This is a genomic window from Streptomyces sp. MB09-02B, from assembly GCF_033794485.1.
In the GTDB taxonomy this organism is placed as follows: domain Bacteria; phylum Actinomycetota; class Actinomycetes; order Streptomycetales; family Streptomycetaceae; genus Streptomyces.
The window spans coordinates 13375-30686 of the sequence record NZ_JARGEE010000055.1 but is presented as its reverse complement, the minus strand read 5'-3'; the positions used below and the strand labels follow the sequence as shown (position 1 = coordinate 30686).

The 17312-nt window shown below is 73.7% G+C and carries 15 protein-coding genes; 5 read left to right on the top strand and 10 right to left on the bottom strand.

What is annotated here, in order from left to right; all coding sequences use genetic code 11:
- From P1P70_RS11115 to P1P70_RS11090, 6 genes are all read right to left on the bottom strand, one after another.
- The coding region (locus P1P70_RS11115) for a hypothetical protein (RefSeq protein WP_413471452.1) at window positions 1-592 on the bottom strand (592 nt) is incomplete at its 3' end.
- 251 nt (window positions 593-843) lie between these two features.
- A complete protein-coding gene (locus tag P1P70_RS11110) occupies window positions 844-1641 on the bottom strand; it encodes a type III pantothenate kinase (protein ID WP_239756472.1) in 798 nt (265 codons plus the stop codon).
- 14 nt (window positions 1642-1655) lie between these two features.
- On the bottom strand, window positions 1656-2639 hold the full coding sequence (gene nadC, locus P1P70_RS11105) for a carboxylating nicotinate-nucleotide diphosphorylase (RefSeq protein ID WP_319236627.1): 984 nt from the start codon (window positions 2637-2639) through the stop codon (window positions 1656-1658).
- Between the two features lie 5 nt (window positions 2640-2644).
- Complete coding sequence (locus P1P70_RS11100; protein WP_319236625.1) at window positions 2645-4360, bottom strand: L-aspartate oxidase; 1716 nt, start codon at window positions 4358-4360, stop codon at window positions 2645-2647.
- Window positions 4357-5349: a pantoate--beta-alanine ligase gene (gene panC, locus P1P70_RS11095; protein ID WP_319236623.1), complete on the bottom strand. Its 993-nt coding sequence runs from the start codon at window positions 5347-5349 to the stop codon at window positions 4357-4359. Before panC ends, P1P70_RS11100 begins: the two co-directional genes overlap by 4 nt.
- Window positions 5346-6302 (bottom strand): Rossmann-like and DUF2520 domain-containing protein, encoded by a 957-nt coding sequence (locus P1P70_RS11090; RefSeq protein ID WP_319236622.1) that lies wholly within the window; start codon window positions 6300-6302, stop codon window positions 5346-5348. The genes panC and P1P70_RS11090 overlap by 4 nt, the downstream gene beginning before the upstream one ends.
- A gap of 209 nt (window positions 6303-6511) precedes the next feature.
- Here P1P70_RS11090 and P1P70_RS11085 point away from each other — a divergent pair, with 209 nt between their 5' ends.
- Together P1P70_RS11085 and P1P70_RS11080 are read left to right on the top strand one after the other, a co-directional pair.
- Window positions 6512-7702, top strand: coding sequence for a threonine aldolase family protein (locus tag P1P70_RS11085; protein WP_319236620.1), 1191 nt, complete (start codon window positions 6512-6514; stop codon window positions 7700-7702).
- A gap of 39 nt (window positions 7703-7741) precedes the next feature.
- Window positions 7742-8872: a DUF5937 family protein gene (locus P1P70_RS11080; protein WP_319236618.1), complete on the top strand. Its 1131-nt coding sequence runs from the start codon at window positions 7742-7744 to the stop codon at window positions 8870-8872.
- 86 nt (window positions 8873-8958) lie between these two features.
- Here P1P70_RS11080 and P1P70_RS11075 read toward each other — a convergent pair whose 3' ends face one another.
- Window positions 8959-9630: a response regulator gene (locus P1P70_RS11075; protein WP_045562630.1), complete on the bottom strand. Its 672-nt coding sequence runs from the start codon at window positions 9628-9630 to the stop codon at window positions 8959-8961.
- Window positions 9631-9674: 44 nt separating this feature from the next.
- A complete protein-coding gene (locus tag P1P70_RS11070) occupies window positions 9675-10877 on the bottom strand; it encodes a sensor histidine kinase (protein ID WP_319236617.1) in 1203 nt (400 codons plus the stop codon).
- Between the two features lie 118 nt (window positions 10878-10995).
- On the opposite strand from P1P70_RS11070, the gene P1P70_RS11065 reads away from it, so the two are divergent.
- Window positions 10996-12060, top strand: a complete 1065-nt coding sequence (locus P1P70_RS11065) for an SAM-dependent methyltransferase (protein WP_319236616.1) — start codon at window positions 10996-10998, stop codon at window positions 12058-12060.
- Between the two features lie 13 nt (window positions 12061-12073).
- On the opposite strand, the gene P1P70_RS11060 is transcribed toward P1P70_RS11065, so the two are convergent.
- Window positions 12074-13234: an NADH-quinone oxidoreductase subunit D gene (locus P1P70_RS11060; RefSeq protein WP_319236615.1), complete on the bottom strand. Its 1161-nt coding sequence runs from the start codon at window positions 13232-13234 to the stop codon at window positions 12074-12076.
- A gap of 31 nt (window positions 13235-13265) precedes the next feature.
- Here P1P70_RS11060 and P1P70_RS11055 point away from each other — a divergent pair, with 31 nt between their 5' ends.
- Window positions 13266-13781, top strand: coding sequence for a PH domain-containing protein (locus P1P70_RS11055; protein WP_319236614.1), 516 nt, complete (start codon window positions 13266-13268; stop codon window positions 13779-13781).
- A gap of 116 nt (window positions 13782-13897) precedes the next feature.
- Window positions 13898-15250, top strand: a complete 1353-nt coding sequence (locus P1P70_RS11050) for a PH domain-containing protein (RefSeq protein ID WP_413471453.1) — start codon at window positions 13898-13900, stop codon at window positions 15248-15250.
- A gap of 171 nt (window positions 15251-15421) precedes the next feature.
- Here the strand turns inward: P1P70_RS11050 and P1P70_RS11045 are convergent, their stop codons facing one another.
- Window positions 15422-17260, bottom strand: a complete 1839-nt coding sequence (locus P1P70_RS11045) for a hypothetical protein (protein ID WP_319236612.1) — start codon at window positions 17258-17260, stop codon at window positions 15422-15424.
- Window positions 17261-17312 lie beyond the last annotated feature (52 nt).

The following is a 17312-nucleotide window of genomic DNA, read 5'->3' as shown; positions in this document are numbered from 1 at the left end:
GTGTACAAGGCGTAGGCCCCGGCCCTGCTTCGGCCCGTCCGCGCTCCGGCTGTCCCAGCTCCCCGGCGGCGCGCGCGTGGGTGTCCCGCGCGTCCTGCTCCACCAGACCGCCGGGGAGCGCGGTGAGCCGGAGCCGCGAGCGGCCGGAGGCGGAGCGCGAGGCGGGGACGACGACGGCCGAGGTGGCCGCGCGCCCCGCGAAACGGGCGCGCACGTCCTGTGCGACGAGCGGGCGACAGCGCTCCAGGAGCGCCGCGACGGCGGGGTTGCCGCGCAGGGCGCGCAGCGCGGCGAGGTCGTCCGGGAGGGGGCGGTACCCGGCGTCCAGGGCCTGCGTCAGGAGCGCCGCGTAGCCCGTGACGGTGCCGGGGAGCGCGGCGCGGTACCGGGCGAGGTCGGCCAGCAGGAACGCCCTCAGACGGGCGTACTCACGGGCCACCTCGTCGACGGACTCGGCGAGCCGGAGGCAGTCCTGCACCTCCTCCGCCGAGACGGGACTGGGGTTGAGGGCGAGGGCGAGGGCACGGCGGAGCACACGCAGCTCCTCAGCGCCGAACGCCATGCCGCCGCGGGTTCCGTGGGGCGTGGGCATGCGGCGACGATACGCGCTAATCAGACAAAACAGATGTGATGAGGGGGCGTGGCGCCGCCGGTTCCACCCACGTGGGGGTCGTTTTCCCGGCGCGCTCGGGTCTCGGTCGTCTGCGGGCCGGTGGGGCTTCTCGCGCAGTTCCCCGCGCCCCTGAAAAGCAGGGGCTGCGCCCCGTGCTTTTCAGGCCCGCAGGGCCTGGCCCTTTAGGGGCGCGGGGAACTGCGCGACCAGCCCCACCGGCCCGCAGACGCTCAGAGCCGGGACGCGTTGCGTTCGTACACCAGGCGGAGGCCGATCAGCGTCAGCCACGGCTCGTGTTCGTCGATCACCGAGGACTCCCCCAGCACCATCGGCGCGAGCCCCCCGGTGGCGATGACCGTCACGTCCTCGGGGTCGTCGGCCAGTTCACGGACCATCCTGCTCACCACACCGTCGACCTGCCCGGCGAACCCGTACACGATCCCGGACTGCATCGCCTCGACCGTGTTCTTGCCGATCACGCTGCGCGGCCGGGCGACCTCGATCTTGCGGAGCTGGGCGCCCTTGACGCCCAGCGCCTCGACAGAGATCTCGATACCGGGGGCGATGACACCGCCGACGTACTCGCCGCGCGCGCTGACCGCGTCGAACGTCGTCGCCGTACCGAAGTCCACGACGACGGCCGGACCGCCGTACAGCTCGACGGCGGCGACGGCGTTGATGATGCGGTCGGCGCCGACCTCCTTGGGGTTGTCGGTGAGGATCGGGACGCCCGTCTTCACCCCCGGCTCGACGAGGACCGCGGGGACGTCGCCGTAGTAGCGGCGGGTCACCTCGCGGAGTTCGTGCAGCACCGACGGGACGGTGGCGCAGATCGCGATGCCGTCGATGCCGTCGCCCAGCTCCTCGCCCAGCAGCGGGTGCATGCCCATGAGGCCCTGGAGGAGGACCGCCAGTTCGTCGGCGGTGCGGCGCGCGTCGGTGGAGATGCGCCAGTGTTCGACGATGTCCTCGCCGTCGAACAGACCGAGGACGGTGTGGGTGTTGCCCACGTCGATCGTCAGCAGCATGGCCCGTCCCCGTCCTACTCGGCCGCGCGCAGGTCGAGGCCGATGTCCAGGATCGGGGACGAGTGGGTCAGGGCCCCGACGGCCAGGAAGTCGACGCCGGTGTCCGCGTACGCCTTCGCGTTGGTGAGGGTCAGCCGGCCCGAGGCCTCCAGGAGGGCGCGGCCGTCGACGAGCGAGACCGCCTCCTCGCACTCGAGCGGGGTGAAGTTGTCCAGGAGGATCAGATCGGCGCCCGCGTCGACGACCTCGCGCAGCTGGTGCAGGGTGTCGACCTCGACCTCGATGGGCACCTCGGGGAACATCGCGCGCACGGCCTCGAATGCCTGGGCGACTCCGCCTGCGGCGACGACGTGGTTGTCCTTGACGAGGGCCGCGTCCGACAAGGACATGCGGTGGTTGATCCCGCCGCCGCAGCGGACCGCGAACTTCTCCAGGGAACGCAGGCCCGGCGTCGTCTTCCGGGTGTCGCGCACCTTGGCCTTGGTGCCCTCCAGGGTGTCCGCCCACGCGCGCGTGGCGGTGGCGATGCCGGAGAGGCGGCACAGCAGGTTCAGGGCGCTGCGCTCGGCGGTGAGCAGGTCGCGGGTGGCGCCGGTGACGCTGAGGAGCTTCTGGCCGGCCTCGACGCGGTCGCCGTCGTCGACGTGCCGCTCGACCTCGAACTCGTCGGAGCAGGCCACCGAGAGGACCGCCTCGGCAACTCTCAGGCCCGCCACGACGCCGCCCTCGCGGGCGGTGAAGTCGGCGGTGGCGCGGGCGTCCTCGGGGATCGTGGCGACCGTGGTCACGTCCACGCCGTGGTCGAGGTCCTCCTGGATGGCGACGTTGGCGATGTCCTCGACCTCCACGGGGTCGAGTCCGGCGTCGGCCAGGAGCTGGGCGAGCGCGGGATCGAGCCCGCACTCCAGGTATTCCTCGCTGAGGCCGTCGTCCGCGCCGCAGGCGCAGCCGTCGCCGCAGCCGCCGCTCTGGGCGAGGGGAAGGTCGGGAGTGCTCACGTCTGTCACTGCTCCTGCTGGTGCTGCCGGGTCGGGGGGAAGTCTGCGGTATCGGTGGTGTGTACGGCGAGCGTCCGGTCCGGATTCAGCCGTACGACGATGTGGCGGCGCCAGGCGGCGTCGTCGCGCTCGGCGCGGTCCTCGCGCCAGTGGCAGCCGCGGGTCTCCTCGCGCAGCCGGGCGGCCGCGACCAGGACGCGGGCCACGCACAGGAGGTTGGTGGTCTCCCAGGTGTCGACGCCGGGCTCGGCCGTCTTGCCGTTCTCGGCGAGGGCGTCGCGGGCCTCGGCGTGCAGCCGGTCCAGGGCGGCCGCGGCGGTGGCCAGGGACGCCTCGGAGCGCAGCACGCCGGCGCCCTCGGTCATGGTCCGCTGGATCGCGAACCGTATCTCCGGGGCGAGCAGCGGGTGCGCGGGCTGCTCGGCGTGCGGGACGGGCTGGGGCACGCGCGCGTGGAGGCCGTGGTCGGCGTGGGACTCGGCGATGTCGGCGACGATGCGCTCGGCGTAGACCAGGCCCTCCAGGAGGGAGTTGGAGGCGAGCCGGTTGGCGCCGTGGACGCCGGTGCAGGCGACCTCGCCGCAGGCGTACAGGCCGGGGACGGTGGTGCGGCCGCGGGAGTCGGTGCGCACGCCGCCGGAGGCGTAGTGGGCGGCCGGGGCGACCGGGATGGGCTCGGTGACCGGGTCGAGGCCGTGGGCGCGGCAGGCGGCGAGGATCGTCGGGAAGCGGTGCTCCCACATGTGCGCGCCGAAGTGTCGGGCGTCCAGGTACATGTGCTCGACGCCCTGCTCCTGCATACGGCGCATGATGCCCTTGGCGACGATGTCCCGGGGCGCCAGCTCGGCCAGCTCGTGCTGTCCGACCATGAAGCGGACGCCGTCGGCGTCGACCAGGTGGGCGCCCTCGCCGCGGACGGCCTCGGAGACCAGGGGCTGCTGGCCCTCGGCGTCCGCGCCGAGGAACAGCACGGTCGGGTGGAACTGGACGAATTCGAGGTCGGAGATCTCCGCGCCCGCGCGCAGGGCGAGGGCCACGCCGTCGCCGGTCGACACCGAAGGGTTGGTGGTGGCGGAGAAGACCTGGCCCATGCCGCCCGTGGCGAGGACGACCGCGGGGGCGTGGACGGCTCCCACGCCGTCGTGCTGGCCCTCGCCCATGACGTGCAGGGTGACCCCGGCGGTGCGGCCGGCGGCGTCGGTCAGCAGGTCCAGCACGAGCGCGTTCTCGACGGTCCGCACGCCACGCGCGCGTACGGCCTCCACGAGGGCCCGGGAGATCTCCGCGCCGGTGGCGTCGCCGCCCGCGTGGGCGATGCGGCGGCGGTGGTGGCCGCCCTCGCGGGTCAGCTCCAGGCCGCCCTCCTCCGACTCGTCGAAGTGGGCGCCGGTCGCGATCAGCCGGCGTACGGCGTCGGGTCCCTCGGTGACGAGGATGCGTACGGCCTTCTCGTCGCACAGGCCCGCGCCGGCCACCAGGGTGTCGTCCAGGTGCTGTTCGGGGGTGTCGCCCTCGCCGAGGGCCGCGGCGATACCGCCCTGGGCCCAGCGGGTGGAGCCGTCGTCGAGGCGGGCCTTGGTGACGACGACCGTGGTCAGGCCGGCGGCCTCGCAGCGCAGCGCGGCGGTGAGGCCGGCGACGCCCGAGCCGACGACGACCACGTCGGCGTCGATGGACCAGCCCGGTGCGGGCGCGTGCAGTCGTATGCCTGTGCTGGTCACGAGGCGGCTCCGAAGGTCAGGGGGAGGTTGTCGATCAGCCGGGTCGTCCCCACCCGGGCCGCGACGGCGAGGACGGCTTCGCCGGTGAAGTCGTCGGGGATGTCGGTGAAGTCGGACGGGTCGACCAGGGCCAGGTAGTCGAGGACGAGCGGCGGCTTCATGCGCAGGGCCTCGTCGAGGACCAGTCGGGCGGCGGCGCGGACGGCGGCCGGGCCGCCGGGGGCGGACTTGGCCATGGCGTGCGCGTCGGCGGCCGCACGGGACTCGCCGATCGCGCTCAGGGCCTCGGCACGCGCGCGCGTGGCGGGCACCTCACGGGCACGCGCGCGCAGCGCCTCCTGTGCGGCGTGCCGGTCGCGGCCCGCGAACAGGGCCTGGGAGAGCGCGAGGGCGGTGCGGCGCTCCTCGGTGGACAGGTACCGGTTGCGGCTGGACAGGGCCAGGCCGTCGTCCTCACGGACGGTCGGCACGCCCACGATCTCCATACCGAAGTTCAGGTCGCGGACCATGCGGCGGATCAGGGCGAGCTGCTGGGCGTCCTTCTGGCCGTAGAGCGCCACGTCGGGGCGGGTGAGGTGGAGCAGTTTGGCGACGACGGTAAGCATGCCGTCGAAGTGCCCGGGGCGGGAGGCGCCCTCCAGGCGCTCCCCCATGGGCCCGGCGGTGATCCGGACCTCGGGTTCGCCGCCCGGGTAGACCTCGTCCACGGACGGGGCGAACACCACGTCCGCGCCCGCCTGTTCGGCGAGCTTGACGTCGGCGTCCAGGGTGCGCGGGTAGCGGTCGAGGTCCTCGCCGGCGCCGAACTGGAGGGGGTTGACGAAGACGGTCACGACGACCTCGCCCGTGTCGCCCGCGATCTCGCGCGCGACGCGGACCAGGGTGGCGTGGCCCTCGTGCAGGGCGCCCATGGTCATCACGACGGCCCGGCGTCCCGTACGCGCGCGTGCGTGCAGTTCGTCGGCGGTGCGCAGCACGGTGATGGTCATCGGGCGTTCCCTTCGGTGCCGTCGGTCCCGCCCGCTCCGGTGGCGCGGTCCGCCCCGCCGGCGAGCACCCCGAGGAGGTCCTCGGCCAGCTCCGGCTTGAGCAGTCCGTGGGCGAGGGCCCGGTCGGCGGTCGCGCGGGCCATCGCCAGGTATCCGGCGACGGTGGCCGGGGCGTGCGCGCGCAGCTCGGCGACGTGCGCGGCGACCGTGCCCGCGTCACCGCGCGCGACGGGGCCGGTGAGGGCCGCGTCGCCCGACCTGAGGGCGTTGTCCAGGGCGGCGCCGAGCAGCGGGCCGAGCATGCGGTCGGGGGCGGTGACCCCGGCCGTGCGCAGCAGCTCCATGGACTGGGCGACCAGGGTCACCAGGTGGTTGGCGCCGAGGGCGAGGGCCGCGTGGTAGAGCGGGCGGTTCTCCTCGGCGATCCACTCGGGCTCGCCGCCCATCTCGATCACCAACGCCTCGGCGGCCATCCGCAGCTCGTCCGGAGCCGTGACCCCGAAGGAGCACCCGGCGAGCCGCTGCACGTCCACCGCGGTCCCCGTGAACGTCATCGCGGGGTGCAGCGCCAGGGGCAGCGCCCCGGCCCGCAGCGCGGGGTCCAGCACCTTCGCGCCGTACCGCCCGGAGGTGTGTACGAGGAGCTGCCCCGGGCGTACGGAGCCGGTCTCCGCGAGGCCCTCGACCAGCCCCGGCAGGGCGTCGTCGGGGACGGTCAGCAGGACCAGGTCCGCGTGGCGCAGCACGTCGGCGGGGGGCATCAGCGGGACATCGGGCAGCAGTTCGGCGGCGCGTCGCCGGGAGGCGTCGGAGACGCCGGAGACGGCCACAGGCCGGTGACCCGCCAGCTTCAGCGACGCCGCCAGCGCGGGGCCGACCCGGCCGGCTCCGACGACACCGACGGCGAGCCGCGCGGGGCGGTCCTTCGGCTCTGGTTGCTGGAATGTACTCACTCGGTGGTGGCCTTCCCGTTCCAGTCCGCTCTGGGTACCGGACGATTTCTCGTCATGTTAACGCGATTGGTCACAGGGGTGTTCGGTCGTCCACAGGCTGTGGGGTGACGCGGGACCGTTTTCGCAGGTCGTGTCGGGGAGCCCGGCGGGCGCGGAATCGGCGGGAAAACCAGGTGCCGGACCGGCTCCGGTCGGGGGATGATCCCGGGATGAGCGAAGCGGCGGGGACCACCGAGGACGGGACGGCCGACGGGGACTCCCCGGCGATGCTGCGGTACGAGCGGCGGCGGGCGGTCCACCGGACGGCCGCGCGGGTGCTGTCGCGGACCAGTGCGCTGGCGACGATCCGCGAGCGGCTCTCGCTGCTGGACCTGGCCGGCGAGGTGTACGACCTGGACGAGTCGGCGGACATCTACGGCAACGGGGTCGTCGAGGCGCTGGAGGAGCGGACCGCCGCGCTGCTCGGCATGGAGGCCGCCGCGTTCTTCCCGACCGGCACGATGGCCCAGCAGGTGGCCCTGCGGTGCTGGGCGGGCCGTACCGGGAACCCGACGGTGGCCCTGCACGGGCTCGCCCACCCCGAGAGGCACGAGCGGTACGCGTTCAGCCGGGTCAGCGGATTGCGCCCGGCCGTGCTGACGAGCGAGCCCCGGCTGCCGAGCGCCGACGAGGTACGCGGCTTCGACGAGCCCTTCGGCGCGCTGATGCTCGAACTGCCCCTCAGGGAGGCGGGTTTCGTGCTCCCCTCCTGGGAGGAGCTGACGGCGGTCGTCGACGCGGCGCACGAGCGGGAGGCGGTCGTCCACGTCGACGGGGCCCGGCTCTGGGAGTCCACGACCCACTTCGGCCGCCCCCTCGACGAGATCGCGGGCCTCGCCGACAGCGTCTACGTGTCGTACTACAAGTCCCTCAACGCCTACAGCGGTGCCGCGATCGCCGGCCCCCAGACCCTGGTCGACGAGGCGAAGGCCTGGCGGCACCGGTACGGCGGCGACCTCTTCCACCAGTTCCCCACCGCCCTGTCGGCCCTGGTCGGCCTGGAGCGCGAGCTGCCCCGGCTGCCGGAGTACGTGCGCCACGCGCGCGTGGTCGCCGCCGCGCTGCGGGAGGGGTTCGCGGAGGCGGGGGTGCCGTGGTCCCGCGTGCACCCCGAGGAGCCGCACACCCACGAGTTCCAGGTCTGGCTGCCGTACGACGTCGATGTCGTCGCGGAGGCCTCGGTCCGGCAGGGCGAGCGGACGGACACGCTGCTCTTCGCCCGCCCCTGGGACCGGGGCGGGCCGGGGCTGGCGGTCACCGAGGTCGAGGTGCGGGGGTCGGCGCTTCAGTGGACGGCCGAGGACGTCCGGCGGGCGGTCGGGGACTTCGTGGCGCTGGTGGAGAAGGTCGCGGGCGAATAGCCACCGGGCCGGCCGGCGCGGGCGGGGCACCATGGGGCCATGAGTGTGCGCATCGACATCACCGGGCTGCGGCGGGAGAAGGTGGCCGTCGTGCCCTCGCCGCTGGCCGAGCTCGGCATGGCGCTGCACGTGCTGTCCGAGCCCGGACACCACCCGGGGCTCCAGGGCTGGGTGACGGGAGTGACCGCCCGGCTCGACGCGCATCTCGCGGACCGGATGTCCGAGGCGGACTTCCTGTGGCGTACGTCGTTCTCCGACCTGTTCATGCCCTTCGCCGGCATCCCCGGCCGGGACACCCTCCCGGGTACGACGCTCGCCGACGACCTCGATCTGCTGGACAAGCTGACGGACGACCAGTTCGTCGACGCCGGGCTGGAGTTCGTCTGCTCCCCCCGGTACGCCTACGACTCGCCACGGCCCGGTCCACTGGCCGACGCGGAGATGCGGCGCCGCGCCCTGGAACTGGCCGCCGCGCGCGGGCCGCGGCAACTGCGGTTCGCCGGACGGCTGCTGACGGACCCGCCCGGTGTGCGGGCCTGGCTGCGGCAGTTCCTGGAGGACTGCGACGCGGCCTTCTTCAGCGAGACCTGGTCGCGGCTGTGCCACCCGCTCGCGGCGGACGCCCGCCACAAGACCGAGGTGCTGCGGCACAAGGGCCTCGCCGGGGCGCTGGGCGCCGTCTCGCCGTCCCTGGCCCTGGACGGTGTGGACGCTGTGGGCAGGTCGGCGGGGCGGATCGTCGTGGACAAGCTGGTCGAGGGCCGTACGCGCACCGGTGACGGCGGTCTGCTGCTGGTGCCGACCAGCCTGGGCCGGCCCCACCTCACCGTCCTGCACCGCTTCGGCTGGCAGCCGGTGATCCAGTACCCGGTGAGCGCGGCCGAGCCCGCCGCCCCGCCCTCCGTGGAGCAGCTCGCCCTGCGCATGACGGCGCTGGCCCACCCCGTCCGGATGCGCCTGTGCCGCAATCTGGCCCGCAGCGCGAACACCACGGGCGAGCTGGCCCAGATGCTCGGCATGACCCCGCCGGAGATATCCCGGCACCTGGCCGTCCTCAGGAAGGCGGGCCTCCTCACGACGCGCCGCCGGGGCCGGTACGTCCTCCACCAGCTGGACGTGGCGGTGGTGGCCCGGCTGGGGAGCGACTTCCTGGAGGGGTTGCTCAGATGACCGGACGAACGGCTGACCGGACGACCGGCAGCCCGGGCGAACCGGAGGGCCGGGCGAACCGGAGGGCCGTACGCCGGCCGGCCGCCTCAGCCGTGTCCCCCCGCGCGTACCAACCCCGTCTCGTACGCCAGCACGACCACCTGGACGCGGTCGCGCAGGCCCAGCTTGGTGAGGATGCGGCCGACGTGGGTCTTCACCGTGGCCTCGGAGAGAACGAGGCGGGCGGCGATCTCGCCGTTGGAGAGGCCCTGCGCGACGAGGATCATGACCTCGCGTTCGCGCTCGGTGAGCCGTTCCAGCTCCTTGTGCCGGGGCTCCGAGCCGGTGCCCGGGAGCATCGGGGCGAACCGGTCCAGCAGCCGCCGGGTCGTGGACGGCGCGACGACCGCGTCCCCGCTGTGCACGGCACGGATCGCGGCCAGCAGCTCGCCGGGCGGCACGTCCTTGAGCATGAAGCCGGAGGCGCCCGCCTTCAGGCCGGAGAAGGCGTACTCGTCGAGGTCGAAGGTGGTCAGGATGAGCACCTTGGGCGGCTCGGGCTCCGCGCAGATGCGGCGGGTGGCCTCGACCCCGTCCAGCTTGGGCATCCGGACGTCCATGAGGACCACGTCCACCTCGGTCGACCGCACGACCTGGAGGGCCTCGACGCCGTCGCCCGCCTCGGCCACGACCTCCATGTCCGGCTGGGCCGCCAGCACCATCCGGAACCCGGTGCGCAGCAGCACCTGGTCGTCGACGAGCATCACGCGGATCGCCATCGGTTCCTCTTCCATCCACAGGTGTCAGCGGCCGTCAGGCCTGGTCAGTGCGCGGGCTTCAGGGGCAGCAGGGCGCTGATCCGGAAGCCGCCGCCGGGGCGGGGGCCCGCGTCCAGCGTGCCGCCGACCATACCGACGCGCTCACGCATCCCGATGAGGCCGTGCCCCTGGCCGTCGGCGCCGCCCTCCTCGTACAGCTCGTGCGGCGCGCCCTTGCCGTCGTCCTCGACGAGCAGACCGAGGCCGTCGTCGAAGTAGACCAGCCGGACACTCGCACCGGCGTTCGGGCCGCCGTGCTTGCGGGTGTTGGTGAGGGCCTCCTGGACGATGCGGTACGCCGTCAGCTCCACCCCGCTGGGCAGCGGGCGCGGTGTGCCCTCGATCTTGAAGTCGACGGGCAGCCCGGCCACCCGGCACTGCTCGACCAGGTCGTCGATCTGTTCGACGTCGGGCTGCGGGACGTACTCGCCGACCTCCTTGTGCTCACCGGTGCGCAGCACGCCCAGCAGGCGGCGCATCTCGGCGAGGGCCTGGCGGCCGGTGGAGGAGATCGTCTCCAGGGCCTTCTTCGCCTGGTCGGGGGCGGCGTCGAGGACGTACGCGGCGCCGTCGGCCTGGACGACCATCACGGACACGTTGTGCGCGACCACGTCGTGCAGTTCACGGGCGATCCGGGCGCGCTCGGCGGCGACCGCGACCTTGGCCTGCGCCTCGCGCTCCTTCTCCAGGCGGGCGGCGCGCTCCTCCAGCTGCGCGAAGTACGCGCGGCGGGTGCGCAGCGAGTCGCCGAGCACCCAGGCCAGGGCGAACGGCACGGTCAGGAACAGCGCGAGCACCGCGTTGCCCATCGTGCTCGTGTCGTCCTCGGTCCAGCGCAGCTGTCCCAGCGTCGCCGCGCACAGGCCGCCGCCCAGGGCGAACCAGGAGGCCCAGCGGGCGCCGTTCGCCGCGACCGTGTAGATGACCACGAGCATCGCGAAGTCGGCCGGGATGCGGGGCACGTCGAGGATGAGCTGCGCGATGCCCGCTGCGGCGGCCAGCATCAGCATCTTCTCGGGCATACGGCGCCGCAGGGCGATCGACAGACAGAGCACGAGCGTGATCACCACGAACGCGGTCTCGTTCATGTCGCTCGCGTAGTCCGGGTCGATCGCTCCGCCGGCCAGGGTCACCGCGAGCAGGACGACGGCCCAGAAGCTGTCGACCCAGGTCGGGTGTCGGCGGAGGAAGTCATAGAGGCGCTGCACGTAACCCAGCGTAGGGAAGCGGGCGGTGTGCCGGGGTCAACCGGAGGACCGATCCATGACGGGTGCAAGTACTCCCCAAGGTGGAGGTCGGGTTACCCGTTCCGCTTAGCCTGACGTGATGATGGATCGCCCAGGAGCTCAGGAGGGCGCGTCGGAGTGCGGCCGCGGGTCGGGTGGGGCCGGTCGCGCGGTTCCCCGCGCGCCGGAGAGGGCGCGGCCCTGGCGGGCGGCGACCGAGGAGGCGCTGTACGGGCGCGAGGGCTTCTACCTGCGGCCGGACGGGCCCTCCGCGCACTTCCGGACCTCCGTCCACGCCTCCCCGCTCTTCGCCGCCGCCGTGGCCCGGCTGCTGTGCCGGGTCGACGAGGGGGCGGGGCGGCCCAGGGAGCTGGCCTTCGTGGACATGGGGGCCGGGCACGGGGAACTGGTGGGTGCGGTGCTGGACGCGCTGCCCGCGGATGTGGCGGGACGCACACGCGCGTACGCCGTCGAACGGGCCGACCGGCCCCCCGGCCTCGATCACCGCATCGAGTGGGTCATCGAACCGCCGCAGGGGGTCACGGGGCTGCTGTTCGCCAACGAGTGGCTGGACAACGTGCCCGTGGAGGTCGTCGAGGTGGACGCGGCGGGTGTGGCGCGGCTGGTGCTCGTACGGCAGGACGGCGGCGAGGTGCTCGGGGAACCCGTCGGCGGGGCCGAGGCGGAGTGGCTGCGCCGGTGGTGGCCGCTCGCCCGGGAGGAGGGGCTGCGGGCCGAGGTCGGGCTGCCCCGGGACCGGGCGTGGGCCGCCGCCGTGGCGGGCGTCGAGCGAGGGCTCGCCGTCGCCGTCGACTACGCGCACCTGGCCGGCTCCCGGCCGCCCTTCGGGACGCTCACCGGGTTCCGGCAGGGGCGGGAGACCACGCCGGTCCCGGACGGGTCGTGCGACATCACCGCGCACGTGGCACTGGACGCGTGCGCGCTGCCGGGGGCCCGGCTGCTCACCCAGCGGGAGGCCCTGCGCGCCCTGGGGGTCACCGGCGGCCGTCCGCCGCTCTCCCTGGCGAGCACCGACCCGACGGCGTACGTACGCGCCCTCGCGGGCGCCGGCGAGGCCGCCGAACTGACAGCGCCGGGCGGCCTGGGCGACTTCGGGTGGCTGCTGCAGCCGGTCGGGATCCCGGACCCGCTGCCCCGCGACTAGGAAGTGGGCCGCCCTACTTGTCGATGTCCCCCACCACGAAGAACAGCGAGCCCAGGATCGCCACCATGTCGGCCACCAGCGTCCCCGGCAGCAGCTCGGTGAGGGCCTGGATGTTGTTGTACGAGGCGGAGCGGAGCTTGAGGCGGTAGGGGGTCTTCTCCCCCTTGCTGACGAGGTAGTAGCCGTTGATGCCGAGGGGGTTCTCGGTCCAGGCGTACGTGTGCCCCTCGGGGGCCTTGAGGACCTTCGGCAGCCGCTGGTTGACGGGGCCGGGCGGGAGGTCGGCCAGCCGGTCCAGGCAGGCGTCGGCGAGGGCGAGGGAGTTGTGCGTCTGCTCCAGCAGGCACTCGAAACGGGCGAGGCAGTCGCCCTCGTCACGGGTGACGACCCGCAGGACGTCCCGGAGGTCGCCGTACGCCAGGTACGGCTCGTCGCGCCGCAGGTCGAAGTCGACACCGGAGGCGCGGGCGATGGGCCCGCTCACCCCGTACGCGTGCACGGTCTCCGGCGCGAGGACGCCCACCTCCCTCGTACGCCCCCGGAAGATCTCGTTGCCGAGCACCAGGTCGTCGAAGACGTCCATGCGGGAGCGGACGTCGGTGACGGCGGCACGCGCGCGTGCGGTCCACCCGGCCGGCAGGTCCTCCTTCAGGCCGCCCACCCGGTTGAACATGTAGTGCATCCGCCCGCCGGAGATCTCCTCCATGACGTTCTGGAGTTCCTCGCGCTCCCGGAAGGCGTAGAAGACCGCGGTGATGCCGCCGAGTTCCAGCGGGTAGGAGCCGAGGAACATCAGGTGGTTCAGGACGCGGTTCAGCTCGGCGAGGAGCGTGCGCATCCAGACCGCGCGCTCCGGGACCTCCATGCCGAGCATGCGTTCGACGCCGAGGACGACGCCGAGCTCGTTGGAGAAGGCGGAGAGCCAGTCGTGGCGGTTGGCGAGCATGATGATCTGGCGGTAGTCGCGCGCCTCGAAGAGCTTCTCCGCGCCCCGGTGCATATAGCCGATGACCGGCTCGGCATGCTGGATCCGCTCGCCGTCGAGGACCAGGCGCAGCCGCAGCACACCGTGCGTGGACGGATGCTGCGGGCCGATGTTCAGCACCATGTCCGTGCTCTCGGCGGCACCGCCGATACCGACCGTCGTCTCTCGGGTCTCCGTCGGGGGAGTCATGGGCACAGTCTGTCGTACGTACGCTGGCGGAATGGAGACGGGGAGCGTGGGGACCTTCGAAGACGGCGCGGGGCGGGCGGAGGGCGAGCCCGCCTGGACGGGACTGCCGCCCGGGCTGTTGCGGATGAGGCGGCTGTTGCTGGTGGTGTGGCTGGTGCCGATCACCGTCGGTACGGCCGTCCTGCTGGGCTGGCTGGCGGGGCCGCCCTGGGCGGCGTTCGCGCTCCTGCCCCTGGCGCTGCTGCTCTGGGGCTGGCCGATGCTGGGCCGCAACTGGCGGTCGTGGCGGTACGCCGAACGGGCGGACGACCTGCTGATCAGCCGAGGGGTGCTCTGGCGCGAGGAGACCGTCGTGCCGTACGGGCGCATGCAGCTGGTCGAGGTGACCTCCGGTCCCGTCGAGCGGCACTTCAACCTCGCGAGTGTGCAGCTGCACACGGCTGCGGCCGCCACGGACGCGTGCATCCCGGGCCTCGACCCGGCCGAGGCCGAACGCCTGCGTGATCACCTGACCCAGCTGGGCGAGGCCCGATCGGCAGGGCTGTGACGGTGTCGGCACAGGACGCGGAGGGCGCGCTGGGCGACGACACGGCACGGGTGGACGGCGTGCCGGGGGACGACGCGACACGAGTGGACAGTGTGCCGGGGGACCACGCGACACACGTGGACGGCGTGCAGGGGGCGGAGGCCGGCCAGACGGACGACGCCGCGACGGCGCGGAAGCCGGTCGTCGAGCACCGGCTGCATCCGGTGACGCCGTTGCGGCGGGCCTGGGCGCCGGTGGCGGTGCTCATCGGGTGGGGCGCGCACGATCCGGACGGGGCGCAGCGGCAGCTGCTGCGGCTCGACACGACGACCCTGCTGATCGGGCTCGCGGTGTTCCTCCCGGCCGCCGCCCTCTACGGCTTCCTGACCTGGTGGTTCACCCACTTCGCGGTGACCGACAGCGAACTGCGCATCCGTACCGGCCTGGTGTTCCGCCGCACCGCCCACATCCGTCTCGAACGCATTCAGGCCATCGACGTCACCCGCCCGTTGCTGGCCCGGATCGCGGGCGTCGCCAAACTGAGACTCGACGTCGTCGGCACCGACAAGAAGGACGAGCTGGCCTATCTCGGCGAGGCGCACGCCGACGCCCTGCGGGCCGAACTCCTCGCCCGCGCGGCCGGTTTCGCGCCGGAGACCGCGCACGAGGTCGGCGAGGCGCCCGTACGGCAGTTGCTGAAGGTCCCGGCGGGCGTGCTGGCCATGTCCCTCGTCCTGACCGGCGCCACCTGGTGGACCCTCGTGGCCGCGGTCGTCGTACCGTCCGTGCTGTGGTTCGCCACGGGGAGCGTGTGGACCATCCTCGCGACCGCGCTGCCGCTGATCGGCGCGGCCGGGGCGAGCAGTGTGGGGCGGTTCGTCGGGGAGTACGACTGGACGGTCGGCGACTCCCCCGACGGGCTCCGCATCGACCACGGGCTCCTCGACCGGGCCCACGAGACGGTGCCGCCCGGCCGTGTGCAGACCGTGCGCATCGTCGAGCCGCTGCTGTGGCGGCGCCGCGGGTGGGTCCGGGTCGAACTGGACGTGGCGGGCTCCACCAACTCCGTTCTGCTGCCGGTCGCGCCGCGTGAGGTGGCCGAGTCGGTCGTCGCGCGGGTGCTGCCGGGGGTGGGCGTGCCGGACGCGACGGCGCTCGTACGGCCGCCGGGGCGGGCGCGGTGGTGCGTGCCGTGGTGGTGGCGGGGGTACGGACTGGCCGTCGACGACCAGGTCTTCGCGGCGCGGCACGGGCTGCTGCGCCGCAGGCTCGATCTCGTACCGCACGCGAAGGTGCAGAGCGTGCGGCTGTCCCAGGGGCCCTGGAAGCGGTACAAGGGGCTCGCCGACGTCCACGTCGACACCGGCGCCAACAAGACCGTGACGGCGCGACTGCGGGACGCGGACGAGGCGGCGGACCTGTTGCGGGCCCAGGCGGAACGGTCTCGGACGGGTCGGCGGGAGGCGCTGCCGGACCGGTGGATGGTCTAGGGCGCGGCGGGGGCGTGGCAGGGACGGGCACGTGGGCGTGGCGGGGACGGGCGCGAACGAGGGAGTCGGCGCCTGCGGGGTGCAGGGAGACCCGGGACCCTCTGGACAGACCTACGGCCGCCCACCGGGAAGGGCGGGCGGCCGTGAGGGTGGCGCGATGACCTCCGTCGGCTAGGACGCCGCCGTGCGCAGGCCCTGGAGGTCGATCTGTTCCGTCTCGTCGTGTGCCGTGAGGTCGATGACCTGTCCGATGCCCCGGGAGGCCTCGTCGGCGCGCTTGAACCGGGCCTCCGACTCGGCCTTGTGGAGCGCGAGCGCCTCCTGGCCGACCACGTCGGCGAGGTCCTCGTTCTGCACGGCGTCCAGGGTGTCCGCCTCCTTCTGCGTACCGAAGAAGTCGAACCCTCCTTCCACCGCCGACCGCCGCTGCGGCGCCGCCGGAACGACCGCCACGGCCGTCGGCACCGTGAAGTGACCGGCCGGCGGAAGGGCGGGCAGTGCCGCCGGAGCCACCGGCTCCGCCTGCGCCTCACGCCTGGCACGTCCCGACGGGTCCACGTGGGTCAGCTCCCCCGCCCCCGTCGCACCGGTCGGTGCGGCCACCACGGGCACGGGGCCGCCGGCCGCGCGCTCATGGCCACGGTCCGCCACCGAGCTCCCGACCGCGTCGCCCTCCTCGGCGGTGAGCACCGGAACCGGCTCCTCCTCCGCCTCGGGGGAACGTCCCTGCCGGGTGCCCCCGTCCGTCGGTCCGTCCGGGTCGCCCTTGGGAGAAGGGCCCTTGGGGGAACCGCCCTTGGGTTCCTCGCCCTCGCCCGCGCCCTTGGTCGTCGCGTCGTCGGCCTCGGTGGGCTCAGTGGGCTGAGTGGGGTCGGTGAGGTCGGTGGGCTCGATGGACTGGCCGGTTTCGGCGGTCTCGGCGGTCTCGGTGGATTCCACGGAGCCGGCGGGCTCGGTCGGCGGCGGCACGTCGGCAGGCGTCTCCGGCGAGTCGTCGACCGGCTCATCGACCGGCTCATCAACCGACTCAGCAACCGGGTCGTCGCCCGGCACGTCGGCCTGGTGGTCGACGTCGACGTCCTCGCCCTCGCCCATGTCCACGTCCACGTCCACGGAGTCGGAACCCCCAGGCTCCAAGCCCTCGGTCGTGTCCTCCTCGACATCCTTCGCGGAGCCCCGCTGGGTGATGATCCGGTCCAGCGCCGAGTTCGCGCGCAGGAAGAGCGCCGAACCGTCCGGCGAGAACACCGAGGGGAGCGACTTCTCCGCCCCCGAGCCATCCCCATCGGCAACGGTCACGGCTTCGGCCCCGGCCTCGCCCTCCGCACCCTTCGCGGCAGAAGTCCCCGCACCCGCCCCGCCGGCCGCCTCCTGTGACGCTGCCTTCGCCGCCGCGGCCTTGGACGCCGTCTCCCACGAGGCCCAGGGCGCCCCCGGCGAGGGAACCCCCTGCGGCGGCACCGTCGAGGTCCGGGACGCCGCCGTGGTTCCACCGCCGTCGCCGTCGCCCGCGTCCGCACCCGCCGCCGGCAGGGCCCGTGCGTCCTCGGGGCCGGTCGTCTCGATCTCCAGCAGCCGGCGGCCCTCCAGCGCGCTGGCCCGCTCGGTCTCGGCGGTGGCGTAGCGCCGCAGCAGGGCGGCGTGCTCGTTGCGGAGGTTGGCCAGTTCGGTGCGCTTGGCGCGGAGCTTGTGCTCCAGCTTGGTGCGCAGCTCACGGGACTCGTCGAGGTCGGTCTCGAGTTCGGCGACCTTCTCCTCGTGGCGCCACTCGTCGCTCGCCCGCGCGCGCGTGAGATCGGCGACGCGTTTGCCCGCCTCGACGTCCCAACGGCGCATGACCGCCGCGCCCACGGCCGCGGTCGCCGCGGCGACGGCGGCGGTGACCCGGAGCACCGCCGGCTCGGAGAACATCCATGGCCCGAGGGCGCAGACGAGCGAGACGCCTGCGATCGCCGTGGGGGGCAGCAGCCTGTGCAGAGGCGGTGAATGGCGGTGACGTCCACGTGGCATGGCCAGAAACTTACCGCGCGTAGGCGAATGATGGTGCCCCGGGCCGCAAAAA

Excerpts from the sequence above, each read along its gene's own strand:
- P1P70_RS11055 (WP_319236614.1), top strand. The coding sequence starts at position 13,266 with ATGGAGACGGGGAGCGTGGGGACCTTCGAAGACGGCGCGGGGCGGGCG.
- panC (WP_319236623.1), bottom strand. The coding sequence starts at position 5,349 with ATGACCATCACCGTGCTGCGCACCGCCGACGAACTGCACGCACGCGCG.
- P1P70_RS11065 (WP_319236616.1), top strand. The coding sequence starts at position 10,996 with ATGATGGATCGCCCAGGAGCTCAGGAGGGCGCGTCGGAGTGCGGCCGC.
- P1P70_RS11080 (WP_319236618.1), top strand. The coding sequence starts at position 7,742 with ATGAGTGTGCGCATCGACATCACCGGGCTGCGGCGGGAGAAGGTGGCC.
- P1P70_RS11075 (WP_045562630.1), bottom strand. The coding sequence starts at position 9,630 with ATGGCGATCCGCGTGATGCTCGTCGACGACCAGGTGCTGCTGCGCACC.
- P1P70_RS11085 (WP_319236620.1), top strand. The coding sequence starts at position 6,512 with ATGAGCGAAGCGGCGGGGACCACCGAGGACGGGACGGCCGACGGGGAC.
- P1P70_RS11045 (WP_319236612.1), bottom strand. The coding sequence starts at position 17,260 with ATGCCACGTGGACGTCACCGCCATTCACCGCCTCTGCACAGGCTGCTG.
- P1P70_RS11110 (WP_239756472.1), bottom strand. The coding sequence starts at position 1,641 with ATGCTGCTGACGATCGACGTGGGCAACACCCACACCGTCCTCGGTCTG.
- P1P70_RS11060 (WP_319236615.1), bottom strand. The coding sequence starts at position 13,234 with ATGACTCCCCCGACGGAGACCCGAGAGACGACGGTCGGTATCGGCGGT.